Below are 14,921 nucleotides of genomic sequence, written 5' to 3' on the forward strand. Positions count from 1 at the left end.
AATTCTCGACTGTCCTTCACTCGGGTGCTGGATTGTGGTATAAAGCGCGCCGCTCCGGGATGCTCCCGGGGTGAAAATGCCGCACACGCATCGGCACATGTGTCTGGGTGCCTCAGAAGGGGTTGACGCATGGGATGTGTGGAGGACTAACCCGTATATTTAGAGGTTTATTATGCCGCAAGTAAGCATGCGCGATATGCTGCAGGCTGGTGTTCACTTTGGTCACCAGACTCGTTACTGGAACCCGAAGATGGGTCAATACATCTTTGGTGCCCGCAACAAAATTCATATCATCAACCTGGAGCACACTGTACCGGCTTTCAATGAAGCCCTGCAGGTGATCAAGGGGATGGCTGCTCAAAAGAAAAAGATTATGTTTGTTGGCACCAAGCGTGCTGCACAGAAATCTATCAAAGAGCAGGCTGAGCGCTGTGGCCAGCCATATGTCAGCAACCGCTGGCTGGGTGGTATGCTCACCAACTATAAAACCATTCGCGCTTCCATCAAGCGTTTCCGCGACCTGGAAGTTCAGTCCCAGGACGGTACTTTCGAGAAGCTGACCAAGAAAGAAGCCCTGATGCGTACTCGCACCATGGATAAGCTCGAGCGCTCCATCGGTGGTATCAAGGATATGGGCGGCCTGCCCGATGCGATCTTCGTAATCGATGTTGAGCACGAGCGCATTGCTATCCAGGAAGCCAACAAGCTGGGCATCCCCGTAATTGGTGTTGTTGATACCAATAGCGACCCGATTGGTGTTGACTACGTAATTCCCGGTAACGACGACGCTATTCGCGCGATCAAGCTGTACACCACTGTTGTAGCCGATGCGGTTCTCGCCGGTGCAGCTGAAGCTGGCAGCGCAGTGAATAAAGACGAGTACGTCGAAGCTAGCGATGACGAAGCTGCTGCAGAGTAATTTGCAGGGCGAAGTGGTGTAACCCAATAGCGTTACATTGCGAACTCAAAAAGGGGCCCAAATTACGGCCCCTTTTTTCTAATTTTTAGTGACAGAACCCCGAGGAAAGAATCATGGCGATTACCGCGTCTATGGTAAAAGAACTGCGTGAGCGCACCGGCCTGCCAATGATGGAGTGTAAGAAAGCACTCACCGCAGCGGATGGCGATATCGAGAAAGCAATCGAAGATCTGCGCAAAGCCTCTGGCCTGAAGGCTGCAAAGAAAGCTGGCCGCACCGCTGCCGACGGCGTTGTTGCCGCTAAAGTTGCTGAAGATGGCAGCTTCGGTGTGTTGATCGAGGTGAACTCTGAAACTGATTTCGTTGCCCGTGACGATAACTTCCAGGCTTTTGTTGCCAAGGTTGTTGATAAGGCATTTACTGAGCGCCAACAGGATGTCGCTGCCCTGATGGAAGGTGAGCTGGAAACTGCTCGCGAAGCACTGGTTCAAAAGATCGGCGAGAACATTGGTGTGCGCCGGATCGAGCTGGTTGAAGCCCCGGTCGTGGGTGCCTATGTACACTCCAACAATCGTATTGCGGCTCTGGTCGCTCTGAGCGCTGGTGAGGTTGAGCTGGCAAAAGACGTCGCCATGCACGTAACCGCAGTTAACCCTCAGGTAAACAAGCCGGAAGATATGCCTGCCGACGTTCTGGAAAAAGAGAAGGATATCATCAAGGCCCAGCCAGATATGGAAGGCAAGCCGGCTGAAATCGTAGAGAAGATGATGGGTGGTCGTATCAAGAAGTTCCTGAAAGAGAACAGCTTGGTAGAGCAGCCGTTCGTTAAGAATCCAGACGTGAGCATTGGCAAGCTGGTTAAAGATGCCGGTGCTGATGTAACTTCTTTCATTCGCTTCGAAGTGGGTGAAGGTATCGAAAAAGAAGAAGTTGATTTTGCAGCGGAAGTTGCCGCTCAGGTTAAATCCTCTTCCTGATCGAATAATGTGGGTGCCTCGGTACCCGCTCACGGTGGGGTGCTTCCGCTGGGGGTCTTATGCCTACAGCGGGGCACCCCTCTGTGTAATTGACTGAAAGTGTTGTAATGTTCGGCGGCAATACTTGGCCACTAAACAGGTACATTTGAGAGGACCGACGAATGCCCGGTATTAAAGACCGCAAATATAAAAGAATTCTGTTAAAGCTCAGCGGCGAAGAGCTGATGGGCGACCAGGGCTTTGGTATCAGCCCCAAGGTGCTGGATAAGATGGCCCTGGAAATTGGCCAGCTCGTCGGTATTGGTGTTCAGGTTGGTTTGGTTGTGGGCGGGGGTAACCTGTTTCGCGGAGCGGCACTGAGTGCTGCGGGCCTTGATCGGGTAACCGGCGATCATATGGGAATGTTGGCCACGGTGATGAATGCCCTGGCCCTGCGCGATGCCCTGGAGAGATCCGATATCTCTTCGCGAGTTATGTCCTCAATCCAGATGAGCGGTATTGTGGATCACTATGACCGCCGCGCAGCAATTCGCTATTTGGAGCGTGGCGAGGTGCTGATTTTTGCTGCGGGAACTGGCAATCCGTTTTTTACCACGGACTCTGCAGCCTGTTTGCGCGGGATTGAAATTGAGGCTGAGCTGGTATTGAAAGCCACAAAGGTGGATGGTGTTTACTCGGCTGATCCGGTCCTGGATCCGAGTGCAACTCGCTATGATCAGCTCACCTATGACGAGGTTCTGGATAAGAAGCTAGGCGTAATGGATTTAACTGCAATCTGCCTCTGCCGGGAGCACAACATGCCTGTGCGGGTGTTCCGCATGGATAAGACCGGGGCGCTGCTCAATATTGTTGTGGGCGGTGAGGAAGGCACGCTAATCGAAGAGGAAGTGAAATCGTGATTGAAGATATCAAAAAAGACGCTAAGACTCGTATGGGCAAGGCGCTCGACGCACTGGCCAATAATTTCAATAAAATTCGCACCGGCCGCGCGCACCCGAGTATTCTCGACGGTATTCATGTTTCCTACTACGGCTCCGATACTCCACTGTCTCAGGTTGCCAACGTCACTGTAGAGGATGCGCGTACCTTATCGGTAACTCCCTGGGAGAAGAATCTGGTTCCGGATATCGAGAAGGCAATCATGAAGTCCGATCTGGGTCTGAACCCCAGTACTGCCGGAGCGGTTATTCGTATTCCGATGCCGATGCTGACCGAAGAGACTCGAAAGAACTTTATTCGCCAGGCTCGCGGCGAGGCTGAGACTGCGCGTGTATCTATCCGCAATATTCGTCGTGATTCTTTGGCGGAAGTGAAGTCCCTGGTAAAGGACAAAGAAATCTCTGAGGACGACGAACGTCGTGCTGGCGATGATATTCAGAAGATTACAGATCAGTTTGTTGCGGATGTTGATAAATCACTCGCAGCCAAAGAAAAAGACCTGATGGAAATTTAATGAGCATCGGTGGTACCGAGCTGACTAGCCCCAGGCATATTGCCATTATCATGGATGGCAATGGTCGCTGGGCCGCCCGCAGGGGGCTCGCTCCCTCAGCGGGCCACAAAGCCGGGGTCGAGCGTATTCGCGATCTCCTTTCTGCGTGTAGGAGCCGCGGGGTTGAAGTTCTGACATTGTTCGCCTTTTCCAGTGAGAACTGGCAGCGCCCGCCCAAAGAGGTGGAGCTCTTAATGAGCCTGTTTCACTCATATTTGCGCAAAGAGGCCCGTCGTATGTGCGATGAAGGTATTCGTTTGCGGGTGATTGGGCGTCGCGATCGTTTCTCCCCCGATTACAGCGTGCAATAGCTGAATCGGAGGAGATTACTCGAGAGGGTAGTCAGGGTAACTTGGTTATTGCTGCTGACTATGGCGGGCGTTGGGATATTACTCAGGCAGCACGCCAATTAGCGGAACAAGTGTTGAAAGGTGAACGCTCACTCGATGCTATCGATGAAGAGGCAGTCGGTAGCAATATACAACTCGCCGATTTGCCTGCGGTGGATCTGCTGATAAGATCCAGTGGAGAGCAACGTATCAGCAATTTTATTTTATGGCAGGCCGCCTACAGCGAACTCTATTTTACAGATACACTGTGGCCTGACTTTGGTGAGGCCGCTCTGGATGCGGCAATTGCGGCATTTCAACAGCGCGATCGTCGTTTCGGCGGCCGGGCTGGCGAAGGGGACACGGCTGCGCAGGCCTGATTGATATTGGGCCGGAGGCGCGGCTATTTTTTTGCCTGTGTGAAATTTAGGAATACTACACCGGGGTATTCCGGGTCGCGAGAAGAGTGCGATCTGAAATGCGGGTCCAGATGAAAGGGGTTTTCGGTGCTAAAACAAAGAATAATTACTGCGCTGGTATTGCTGGTACTGTTTGCAGGGGTGCTATTTTTTCTGCCGATACAGTGGTATACGCTGGTTTTTGTCGCTGTAGTATTGCTGGGCGGCTGGGAGTGGGCCAATCTTTCTAATCTGAATCGCGCTCTGCGTTTCGTTTTTCTCGCTTTACTGGGTGGTACTCTTGTTCTAACCGCGCAGTATGTATTTTCTATGGAGTTTGCTTCACCGGATATAGATCGAGCCCGTCAGATATTGGCGGTGGCCTGCGGCTGGTGGGCTCTTGCTTTCCTTTGGGTCCAGAGCTACCCCGCCAGCGCTATGCTCTGGGGCAATCGCTGGGTGCGCGGCATGGTGGGACTGTTGGTTCTTGTGCCCAGCTGGCTCTCTCTTGTGATTCTCCGAGGACTTGATCACGGTGCCTGGTTGGTGCTCTATGTAGTCGCTATTGTTGTGGCGGCAGATGTGGGCGCTTATTTCGTAGGACGCAAGTACGGTAGACGCAAACTGGCGCGCGAAGTCAGCCCAGGCAAATCTTGGGAGGGCTTTTTTGGTGGTCTTGGGGCATGCCTGATCCTTGCACTTGGGACCTCATTCTTATTTGCACTGCCTTTAAAGAACACTCTTCTCTTTACCTTTGGTGTCCTTGTCACTGCTCTTGCTTCTGTAATAGGCGATCTCCTGGAAAGCATGTTCAAGCGACACCGGGGTATCAAGGACAGCAGCCATATACTACCAGGGCACGGGGGAATTATGGACAGGCTCGACAGCCTTTCCGCTGCTCTGCCGGTATTTACTATGGCCGCTCTCGCCAGTGAGTTACCCAAGTATCTGTAATGGGCTCATTTGCCCTTTTGAACTCTTTTCCGGTGTTATGTCATTTTGTTCGCACTGCCTCAGGTTGGCGAGGTGCGAGTGGAGTGATGGCGCCAACAGTTTCCCAGGTTTAGCGAGCGCTCATGCAAGGTAATTCCCCACAGGCGGTAACCGTACTAGGCTCCACAGGCTCAATCGGAGTTAGTACGCTGGATGTACTTGCCCGCCATCCGCAGCAGTACTCAATATTTGCCTTGACCGCCAATGAGAGAGTGGCGGAGCTGGCTCAGCAGTGCCGCAGATTTAATCCCCGCTATGCCGTGGTTAACGGTGCTGAAAAGGCTGAAGACTTACGGGCGCTGCTAGCAGAGGGAGTGGATACTGAAGTTCTATCGGGTGCTGAGGCCCTATGTCGGGTAGCCTCAGAGGATGAGGCTGATGTGGTGATGGCGGCAATCGTCGGTGCTGCCGGCTTACGCCCGACACTTGCGGCGGTTGAGGCTGGGAAAAAAGTGCTGCTCGCCAATAAAGAGGCGCTGGTTATGGCTGGCCCTGTATTCCTGCGAGCCCTGCATGCCAGCGGCGCCCAGTTGTTACCTGTGGACAGTGAGCACAACGCAATTTTCCAGTGTTTACCATCTCCGTGTGAGAGCTTGGAAGAGGCGGGTGTGGAGAAAATTTTACTTACAGGTTCCGGGGGCCTTTCCGTACACGCGATACCGGCGATTTATATAAGGTGACACCAGACGAAGCTTGTGCACACCCAAATTGGTCCATGGGGCGGAAGATTTCGGTGGATTCCGCCACCATGATGAACAAAGGGTTGGAATTTATTGAGGCCTGCTACCTGTTCAATGCACGACCGGAGCAAATTGAGGTGGTGGTGCATCCGCAGAGTATTATTCACTCTATGGTCCAGTATAGGGATGGATCACTGCTTGCTCAGATGGGGAACCCGGACATGCGTACGCCAATAGCCCATGCTCTAGCCTTTCCTAAGCGGATTGATGCCGGGGTGCCTGCTCTCGACTTAATTACTCAGGGGCGGTTGGATTTTGAAGCCCCTGACTATCAACGCTTTCCTTGCCTGCGCCTGGCCCAGGAGGCTATTGACATGGGAGGAAGTGCGCCTACGGTGCTGAATGCAGCAAATGAAATCGCGGTTGAGGCGTTTTTACAGGGGCGCATTGCGTTTACTAGTATTGCAGCTGCTATAGAAAAAGTGATGAATAGCACTGCGGTAGTTGAACTGACGGGGCTGGACGCAGTCGAAACCATTGATCTCAATGCGCGGGAGCTGACTGAGCGAACCCTTGGGGCGCTCTAATAAGTCGGTAGGCGTATAATGCCGGGGTTTGCGCATGAAAAGAGACTGTAACTGAGTATGGATTTAATTCAGACGGCAATCTGGGCCTTGGTGGCTCTCGGTGTACTGGTATCCTTCCACGAGTTTGGACACTTTCTTGTAGCACGTCTCTGTGGAGTCAAGGTGCTGCGTTTTTCCGTGGGCTTTGGCCGCCGCCTCATTTCCCGTTATGACCGCCACGGTACAGAATTTACTATTTCGGCTATTCCTCTTGGCGGTTACGTCAAGATGCTTGATGAGCGGGAGGGCAATGTTGCCAGTCATGAACTGGATCATGCTTTCAATCGCAAGAGTGTCTGGGCGCGAATGGCAATTGCTGCTGCAGGGCCGGCCGCAAACTTCCTATTGGCAATAGTACTCTTTTGGGTAGTGTTTATGGGGGGCAGTGCCGGCCCAGTACCCATCATTAGCGCGGTAAAACCCGGAAGTATCGCCGAGGTAGCAGGGCTGGAGTCCGGTCAGGAAATTATTGCCGTCGATGGTCAGAGCACACCAACCTGGCAGGCTCTGAATTGGCGCTTAGCGAATCGCCTAGGCGACAGTGGAAGCATCGAGTTTTCCGTACGCTATCCAGATTCCAATCTTGAGTACCAAATGGTCGCGGATATCAACCGCTGGCTATCAGGCAAAGAGGTAGCTGACCCGCTGTCTGAGGTGGGTTTGGAGCTCTGGACGCCGCCCGTGAGTATGAAACTTCACAGTGTTTCCAAGGGGAGCCCTGCCAGTGCCGCGGGGATTCGCCCCGGAGATGAGATAGTGGGAACTGATGGGCGGGCCTTTTCCGGTTGGAAAGAGTGGAGTGAATATGTTCGTGCCCGCGCCGGTGTGCCTCTCCAGGTAGAGGTTGATCGCCAGGGGCAGCGCTTGGCGCTTTCGGTAACTCCAGCAGAAGTGGCACTGGATAGCGGTGAGCGAATCGGCCGTATAGGAGTTAGCCCTATAACTGAGCGCTGGCCGGAGGAGCGGGTGCGGGTTTTTCACTACGGGGTTCTGGGGGCTTTTTCAAAGGGTTTACAGGAGACCTGGGATAAAACTGTATTCACCCTGAATAGCTTGAAAAAGTTGATATTTGGTCAACTTTCAACCAAAAACTTGAGTGGTCCAATCACCATTGCTAAAGTGGCGGGTACTTCTGCAGAAGCTGGATGGCAGTCATTCTTGTCACTTTTGGCCCTGCTCAGTATCAGTCTCGGTGTACTCAATCTGCTACCTATTCCGGTACTCGATGGTGGTCACCTTCTTTACTACGGTATTGAGGCGATCAAGGGCTCTCCTGTTTCTGAGAGGGTTCAGATGATCGGGCTGCAGGTAGGTATGGCTCTCGTGCTCTGCATTATGGGGCTTGCGCTATACAACGATATTTTGCGCTTGTAATTTGAGAAAAAATTCTGACTCACCGATTGGATGTGAAAAATTGTGCTTGGGATAGGGAGCTCTCTTGTAATGCTGAAACTCCTGAATTGCAGTTAGTAAGGTCTGGAATAGTAGATGAATTACTTCCTGAAAGCGGTCTCCCTCGGCCTGATGCTGGCAGTGAGTGCTATGGCACAGTCGTTCGTGGTCAGCGATATCCGTGTGGAGGGATTACAACGCGTTTCTGCAGGCACAGTTTTCTCGGAACTTCCGGTGCGCGTCGGCGATGAACTCGAAGCAATGGAAGTCCAGGGCTTAACGCGTGCGCTATTTCGTACCGGTTATTTTGAGGATATTCAGATAAGTCGTGAGAACGATATCCTCGTTATTATTGTTCGGGAGAGGCCTGCTATCTCCAGTATCGAGATAAATGGGAATAAGGCGATTGCCACAGAAGACCTGCTGAAAGGTATGGAGGAAAATGGTCTGGCTGAAGGGCACATCTTTAAGCGTGCAACTCTCGAAGGCTTGGCTAAGGAGCTTGAGCGTCAGTATGTGGCCCAGGGCCGTTATGGTGCCAATGTGGAGGCGGAGGTGAAGGAGTTACCGCGCAACCAAGTGAAACTTCGCGTAACCGTTGATGAAGGTTCTGTTGCAGCAATTAAGCATATCAACATCGTCGGGAATCGGGTTTTTTCAGATGAGGAGCTTAAAGGGATCTTTGAGTTGCGGACTACCGGTTGGCTATCCTGGTTGCGTAGAGATGACAAATATTCTCGTGAAAAGCTGACTGGCGACCTGGAGCGCCTACAGTCTTATTACTTGGATCGCGGGTATTTGGGATTTCAGATTGATTCTACACAAGTATCCCTGAGCCCGGACAAGAAGAGCGTGTTTATTACAGTCAATATGACTGAAGGCGATATTTATACAGTTGGTGAAGTGGAACTCGCTGGCGATCCGGTAGTACCTGAGGAGGAAATCAGGCGTCTATTGCTAGTGCGTGAAGGAGAGACATTCTCCCAGGTGAAAATGACTACAACTTCTGACTTTATTGCACAGCGACTGGGTAATAAAGGTTACGCTTTTGCGGATGTAAATGGTATTCCTGAGGCGGATAAAGAAGATAAGACGGTAAAAGTTACCTTCTTTATCAATCCGGGTAAGCGCGTTTACGTACGGCGTATTAGTTTTCGCGGAAATACTCGTACAGCGGATGAAGTGTTACGTCGAGAGTTGCGCCAGATGGAATCTGCTTTAGCTTCTTCCGCCCGTATTGAACAATCCAAAGCGCGTCTCGAACGCCTTGGTTACCTCAAGGTTGTAGAAGTTAAGACCGTTGAGGTACCTAGAACCTCAGACTAGATTGATATCGAATGGACGTTAGAGGAAAACCCTCAGCTGTTGGGGGAAACGGGGCACTAATCGGTGCCGTAACTTCTGGATTGCGAATAAAAAGACCTGGAATTAGTAGATGAAAGATTTCCTGAAAGCGGCCTCCCTCGGCCTAGTGCTGCCACTGAGTGCTTTAGCACAGTCGTTCGTGGTCAACGATATCCGCGTGGAAGGATTACAACGTGTCTCTGCCGGCACAGTTTTCTCTGCACTGCCAGTTAGGGTGGGAGATGAAATCGAGTCTGTTGAGATTCAGAGTGCAACCAGGGCACTGTTTCGTACAGGGTATTTCGAGGATATCCAGATAGGTCGCGAGAATGGCGTCTTGGTAGTGACTGTCCGGGAGCGTCCGGCCATTTCAAAAATAGAGATTACTGGCAACAAGGCAATTTCAACTGAAGATCTGTTGAAGGGTATGCATGACAATGGTTTGTCGGAAGGGCAGATCTTTAAGCGCGCTACCCTCGAAGGGCTTGCCCAGGAGCTTGAACGCCAGTATGTGGCTCAGGGCCGCTATGGTGCCAGTGTCAAAACAGAAGTGAAGGAGCTGCCACGCAATCAGGTTGAGCTCCGAGTGATCGTTGATGAGGGATCTGTCGCTGCGATTAAGCACATCAATGTTGTAGGAAACAAGGCTTTCTCCGACGAGGAGCTTGCAGAGATTTTTGAGCTGCAAACAACCGGTTGGCTGTCCTGGTTGCGCAGTGACGATAAGTATTCCCGAGAGAAACTGACAGGTGACTTAGAGCGCCTGGAGTCTTACTACCTGGATCGCGGCTATTTAGATTTTCAGATCGATTCCACCCAAGTTTCTCTGAGCCCTGACAAGCAGAGCGTTTTCATTACTGTCAATGTAATTGAAGGTGATGTTTACACGGTGAGTGATGTAGAGCTTGCGGGTGATCCGGTAGTAGGGGAAGAGGAAATCAAGCGCCTACTTCTGGTGCGGGAAGGGCAAACATTCTCTCAGGTGAGAATGACAACAACTTCAGATTACATTACCAAGCGGCTTGGCAACGAAGGCTATACCTTTGCCGAGGTGAATGGTATTCCCGAGCCAAACAAAGAAGAAAAGACGGTAAAAATCACCTTCTTTATTAACCCAGGCAAGCGCGCTTATGTACGCCGTATTAGCTTCCGTGGGAATACGCGTACCGCTGACGAGGTATTGCGTCGTGAATTGCGACAAATGGAATCGGCTTCGGCTTCTTCTGCCCGTATCGAGCAATCCAAAGTGCGCCTTGAGCGTCTTGGTTATTTCAAAGGGGTAGAGGTTGAAACTACAGAGGTTCCGGGTACCTCGGATCAGATTGATGTTGAGTATACTGTTGAGGAGCAGCCCTCTGGCTCTATTGGAGGCACCCTAGGCTGGGCCCAGAGCAGTGGCCTCGTTCTCGGGGCAAATATTCAAGAAAATAACTGGCTGGGCACGGGTAAGTCGGTAGGAATCGGGTTGAATGTATCTACCTATCAGACAGCACTTAATTTTTCTTATGCAGACCCTTACTTTACGCCGGATGGTGTTAGCCGTGGGTTTAATGTCTTCTTCCGTGAGAATGATTACTCAGAGGTAAACCTCTCAGACTACAACACCACAACTTACGGTGGCGGGGTAAGCTTTGGTTATCCTGTTTCAGAAATTTCCCGAGTGGGGTTGAATGTTGGTTTTAGCCACTTGGAGCTTTCTGCCTCAAGTAGCTCGGTTCAGGAAATAAGCTCTACTCCCCAGCCGGTTGCTGGAGTTAACGGAGTAATTACCGAACAAGAGGCAGATGAGGTAGTCGCTGCATTAAACTCTGATCAGACCCTTGATCTTGCGATGCCACTTACTGATGGTTTGTTTGGTGCGGATGGTTTTATCGATCGCTATGGAGATGCATTTAATAACCTTACTTTGACTGCTTCTTATGCCCGCTCAACTTTGAACAGGGGCATATTGGCTACTAGGGGAGCCTCACAAAATTTCTCAGCAGAGTTTACGGTTCCAGGTAGTGACTTGGAGTACTATAAATTTGTTTATACCGGCCAATATTTCCGTCCTCTCACTAAGAGCTTAACGCTACGACTGCGTACGCGCTTGGGGTATGGGGATGGGTATGGCGACCTGGATAAGCTTCCTTTCTTTGAGAATTTTTATGCGGGTGGCTTTGGCTCAGTACGTGGGTTTGAACGTAATACTTTGGGTCCGCGCTCTACACCCGCTGCAACTTATCAACCTTATACCTACGAAGTATCGGAAGGTAATTTTGTCTCCGGTTTTGCTCCTTGTGCAACTGAAAATGGAGAGGTTACCCAGTCATGCTATTTGATAAATGATGATGGTACCTTGGATACCACTCCAATAGATGATGCCGATCCATTCGGAGGTAATATTTTGATTGAAGGTAGTGCTGAAGTAATCTTCCCGTTACCTTTTATCAAGGATCAGCGCTCCTTGCAGTCTGCCTTCTTTATTGATGCGGGTAATGTTTTCGATACCAATTGTGATGAAACCCAGATCAACTGTTACGATGTGGATTTTGGCAAGATGAATGTTTCTGCAGGTGTGGGCTTGACTTGGGTGACAGGCTTTGGTCCCCTGACGTTTAGTTTGGCTAAGGCCCTGAAGAAAAACGAGGATGATGATGTGGAAGTGTTCCAGTTTACTCTGGGTAATAGCTTCTAATTTCATTAGGAAAAATTAAATTAGGCGCGTTAAAAGCGCATATAAAATAAAATCAATTGGAGAGACCAAAGTGCTTAAGAATGTAAAAATTATTGCAATCCTGCTGGCCGGTATCACCTTGTCTGGAGCTGCCTTGGCGCAGACCAAGGTAGCTGTATTTAACCTGCAGGCTGCGATCATGAGCACCGACGTAGCCAAGACAAAGGTCAATTCTTTGAAGACCAGCTCCGAATATTCCAAACTGCAAAGTAGTGCAGAATCTATTCGTTCCGAACTGCAGAAAATGGCTGAAGATGCACAGAAAAACAGTGTCACTTGGTCCGATGAGCAGAAGACCGAGTATCAGCGTAAAATGAATTTCAAGCGCTCTGATTTTGAGACTACGGTCAAAAAGTTGCGTGCGATGGAGGCTCAGGTCGGTCAGGAAATCCAGGGCTCCCTTGGCCCTAAAGCCAAAACTGCACTGGAAGCAATTATTAAAGAGCAGAAACTGGACTTGGTTCTTGATGCCTCTACCGCCTACTTCGCAAACCCTGAAGTTGATCTAACTCAGGATGTTGTAAAGCGCATGAACGCAGCCAAGTAAGTATTATCCCTGTATGAGACACAATTTGTCCTTGGTCCAGCTCGCACTAGAGCTGGGCGCTGAGTTGCGTATGGCACCAGATGTCAGTCAAGACCAGGAAATTAGCAGCCTTAACACCCTGCAGGATGCCGTGTCTGACCAACTGACCTTCCTAGCAAATCCCAGTTATCGTCGCTTCCTTAAAACCACTAGCGCTGGAGCGGTATTGGTTACAACTGAATTTGTCGATGAGTGCCCGGTTTCCACCCTGTGCGTGGATAACCCCTATTTGGCTTTCGCACGTGCAAGTGCCTTATTTAATACGGCACCAGAAGCTGAAGCCGGTGTGCATCCAGCAGCGGTAATTCACCCAAAAGCTACGGTTGATCCCTCGGCCAGTGTGGGTGCTGGCTCTGTTGTGGAAGCTCATGCATCAGTAGGTCCCCGCGTTACTGTGGGAGCCAACTGCTTTGTGGGGGAGGGAAGTATTCTTGAGGAGGGGAGCTGCCTCTACGCTGGTGCTATCGTGCATCACGGCTGCAGGGTTGGGCGGGATTGTATTATCCATAGCCAAGTAGTGATCGGCGCTGATGGTTTTGGCTTTGCACCCCATAAGGGAGAGTGGATCAAGATCTATCAGCTCGGTGGAGTCGATATTGGTGATGAAGTTGAAATTGGAGCCAATACTTGTATTGACCGGGGAGCTTTGGGCGATACGGTAGTGGGTCGCGGAGTCAAGATCGACAATTTGGTTCAAATCGCGCACAATGTGCGAATTGGTGACTACTCAGCCATAGCCGCCTGTACCGGGATAGCAGGCAGTGCAATCATCGGAAAGCATTGCGCTCTGGGTGGCAGTTCGCGTATTGCGGGGCACGTAACGGTAGCTGATGGCTGCCAGGTTACGGCCAATACTTTTGTGACCAAATCCATTGATAGCCCGGGCATTTACTCCGGTGGTTTGCCATTCTCTGATAGCCAATCCTGGCGTCGCAACGCTGTGCGTTTTGGGCAGCTGGATAAAATGGCCCGCAAAGTGAAGGACTTGGAAAAGAAGTTGGATGAATTGTCCCGTCGAAGCGGCAAGAATGAGTAGTCCAGCCGGTAAGAATTGATCAAATATTGTTTTTGTTGTTTTCGGGGCGTTTAACGCCCCGAAGTGGTTTCTGGGGGCGTTTAGAATGATGGATGTATGTGAAATTCGCGAGTATCTGCCGCATCGTTATCCATTTTTGTTGGTAGACCGGATCGTGGAGTTGGAGGAAGGGAAATATATTAAAGGCTATAAAAATATTTCTGTGAACGAAGAGGTCTTTAATGGTCACTTTCCACAGATGCCGATCTTCCCCGGTGTTATGATCGTCGAGGCCATGGCTCAGGTATCTGGGATACTAGGGTTTAAGACTTTTGGTAAAAAGCCTGAAGATGGTTATTTATATCTGTTTGGCGGTGTCGATAAAGCGCGCTTTAAGCGTCAGGTAATACCCGGTGATAGACTGGATCTAGAGTCTGAGGCTGTTTCTGTACGCCGAAATATCTGGAAGTTTGCCTGTAAAGCCAGTGTGGATGGTGAGCTGGCAGCTTCAGCGGAATTGCTGTGCGCTGTAAAGAAGGTATAGAACCCAGAACCCCTGCGCATTGATTGATCGGCTAGATGCTTAGCTTTCTTCAAAGTCCCAGTTTCGCTATTTATTTGATGCTGTAGTGCCTAGATTTCACTACCTGAGGAGTAGATTCCAGAATGCAGACAAATATCCACCCCACAGCTATTGTCGATCCGACAGCTGTTATTGGTTCCGGGGTGAGTATCGGAGCCTATTCCATTATTGGAGCTGGCGTCGAGGTTGGTGATGCCTGTGATATCGCATCACATGTTGTTTTAAGTGGGCCCACTAAGTTGGGGAAAAATAACCGGATCTACCAATTTGCTTCTGTAGGTCAGGACACACCCGATAAGAAATACCGTGGTGAGGAAACCACCCTCGTTATCGGCGATAGCAATGTTATTCGGGAAGGTGTCACTATCCACCGTGGAACAGTGCAGGATCGTGGAGAAACTACGATCGGAAATGATAACCTGATTATGGCTTACGCTCACATTGGGCACGATAGCGTCGTGGGTAACCACACTATATTGGTTAACAATGTGGGTCTTGCCGGTCATGTGATTGTTAAGGACTGGGCTATTCTCAGTGGTTACAGTTTAGTCCACCAGAACTGCACCGTTGGCGAGCATGCTTTTTTAGGAATGGGTGCTGCTATTGGTAAAGATGTCCCTGCCTATGTCATGGTCGCTGGGAATCCTGCAGAAGCCAAAACCATTAATGCTGAGGGGCTGAGGCGCCGGGGCTTCTCTCGTGATGATATTTCATTGATCAATAAGGCTTACAAAACGGTCTATAGGCGTGGTCTTACTTTGCAGGAGGCACTGCAGGCTCTGGCTGAGTTGCGCGAGCAGTCTCCCGTGATTCAGCCATGGATAGATTCTTTGCAATCCTCTTCTCGCGGTATCGTTCGCTAACCTCGGTT

11 protein-coding genes and 3 pseudogenes are annotated in these 14,921 nt (G+C 50.6%); all 14 read left to right on the forward strand.

Annotated features, from left to right (window positions below):
- The first annotated feature begins 172 nt into the window (after positions 1-172).
- Entirely contained in the window at positions 173-919 is a 747-nt protein-coding gene (gene rpsB, locus P3339_RS07005) for a 30S ribosomal protein S2 (RefSeq protein ID WP_020413527.1), read from the forward strand.
- Between the two features lie 113 nt (positions 920-1,032).
- Positions 1,033-1,896 (forward strand): translation elongation factor Ts, encoded by an 864-nt coding sequence (gene tsf / locus P3339_RS07010; RefSeq protein ID WP_020413526.1) that lies wholly within the window; start codon positions 1,033-1,035, stop codon positions 1,894-1,896.
- Positions 1,897-2,057: 161 nt separating this feature from the next.
- Complete coding sequence (pyrH, locus tag P3339_RS07015) at positions 2,058-2,795, forward strand: UMP kinase (protein WP_020413525.1); 738 nt, start codon at positions 2,058-2,060, stop codon at positions 2,793-2,795.
- Positions 2,792-3,349, forward strand: a complete 558-nt coding sequence (frr, locus tag P3339_RS07020) for a ribosome recycling factor (protein ID WP_282952840.1) — start codon at positions 2,792-2,794, stop codon at positions 3,347-3,349. The genes pyrH and frr overlap by 4 nt, the downstream gene beginning before the upstream one ends.
- Positions 3,349-4,097: pseudogene (gene uppS / locus P3339_RS07025) on the forward strand (polyprenyl diphosphate synthase). Before frr ends, uppS begins: the two are co-directional and overlap by 1 nt.
- 126 nt (positions 4,098-4,223) lie before the next feature.
- Positions 4,224-5,069, forward strand: coding sequence for a phosphatidate cytidylyltransferase (locus P3339_RS07030; RefSeq protein WP_020413522.1), 846 nt, complete (start codon positions 4,224-4,226; stop codon positions 5,067-5,069).
- A 122-nt stretch (positions 5,070-5,191) separates the two neighbouring features.
- Positions 5,192-6,375, forward strand: a pseudogene (gene ispC, locus P3339_RS07035) (1-deoxy-D-xylulose-5-phosphate reductoisomerase).
- A gap of 57 nt (positions 6,376-6,432) precedes the next feature.
- Complete coding sequence (rseP, locus tag P3339_RS07040; RefSeq protein ID WP_282952841.1) at positions 6,433-7,788, forward strand: RIP metalloprotease RseP; 1,356 nt, start codon at positions 6,433-6,435, stop codon at positions 7,786-7,788.
- A 114-nt stretch (positions 7,789-7,902) separates the two neighbouring features.
- Positions 7,903-9,129: pseudogene (gene bamA / locus P3339_RS07045) on the forward strand (outer membrane protein assembly factor BamA); the annotation flags it as partial.
- Between the two features lie 112 nt (positions 9,130-9,241).
- Entirely contained in the window at positions 9,242-11,827 is a 2,586-nt protein-coding gene (bamA, locus tag P3339_RS07050) for an outer membrane protein assembly factor BamA (protein ID WP_282952842.1), read from the forward strand.
- Positions 11,828-11,897: 70 nt separating this feature from the next.
- A complete protein-coding gene (locus P3339_RS07055; RefSeq protein ID WP_282952843.1) occupies positions 11,898-12,413 on the forward strand; it encodes an OmpH/Skp family outer membrane protein in 516 nt (171 codons plus the stop codon).
- Between the two features lie 25 nt (positions 12,414-12,438).
- The gene (lpxD, locus tag P3339_RS07060) at positions 12,439-13,488 is read left to right on the forward strand and encodes a UDP-3-O-(3-hydroxymyristoyl)glucosamine N-acyltransferase (RefSeq protein WP_282952844.1); all 1,050 of its coding nucleotides are present in this window, start codon (positions 12,439-12,441) and stop codon (positions 13,486-13,488) included.
- An 85-nt stretch (positions 13,489-13,573) separates the two neighbouring features.
- Positions 13,574-14,011, forward strand: a complete 438-nt coding sequence (gene fabZ, locus P3339_RS07065) for a 3-hydroxyacyl-ACP dehydratase FabZ (protein ID WP_020413515.1) — start codon at positions 13,574-13,576, stop codon at positions 14,009-14,011.
- A gap of 122 nt (positions 14,012-14,133) precedes the next feature.
- Positions 14,134-14,913 carry an acyl-ACP--UDP-N-acetylglucosamine O-acyltransferase gene (gene lpxA, locus P3339_RS07070; RefSeq protein ID WP_020413514.1) on the forward strand — a complete coding sequence of 260 codons (780 nt, stop codon included), beginning with the start codon at positions 14,134-14,136 and terminating at the stop codon, positions 14,911-14,913.
- Positions 14,914-14,921 lie beyond the last annotated feature (8 nt).

It is taken from the genome of Microbulbifer sp. MLAF003 (assembly GCF_030012965.1).
Classification (GTDB): Bacteria; Pseudomonadota; Gammaproteobacteria; order Pseudomonadales; family Cellvibrionaceae; genus Microbulbifer; species Microbulbifer variabilis.

What these genes read in the sequence shown, in the direction of transcription:
- fabZ (WP_020413515.1), top strand. Translation starts at nt 13,574, where the DNA reads ATGATGGATGTATGTGAAATTCGCGAGTATCTGCCGCATCGTTATCCA.
- lpxA (WP_020413514.1), top strand. Translation starts at nt 14,134, where the DNA reads ATGCAGACAAATATCCACCCCACAGCTATTGTCGATCCGACAGCTGTT.
- pyrH (WP_020413525.1), top strand. Translation starts at nt 2,058, where the DNA reads ATGCCCGGTATTAAAGACCGCAAATATAAAAGAATTCTGTTAAAGCTC.
- tsf (WP_020413526.1), top strand. Translation starts at nt 1,033, where the DNA reads ATGGCGATTACCGCGTCTATGGTAAAAGAACTGCGTGAGCGCACCGGC.
- rseP (WP_282952841.1), top strand. Translation starts at nt 6,433, where the DNA reads ATGGATTTAATTCAGACGGCAATCTGGGCCTTGGTGGCTCTCGGTGTA.
- rpsB (WP_020413527.1), top strand. Translation starts at nt 173, where the DNA reads ATGCCGCAAGTAAGCATGCGCGATATGCTGCAGGCTGGTGTTCACTTT.
- bamA (WP_282952842.1), top strand. Translation starts at nt 9,242, where the DNA reads ATGAAAGATTTCCTGAAAGCGGCCTCCCTCGGCCTAGTGCTGCCACTG.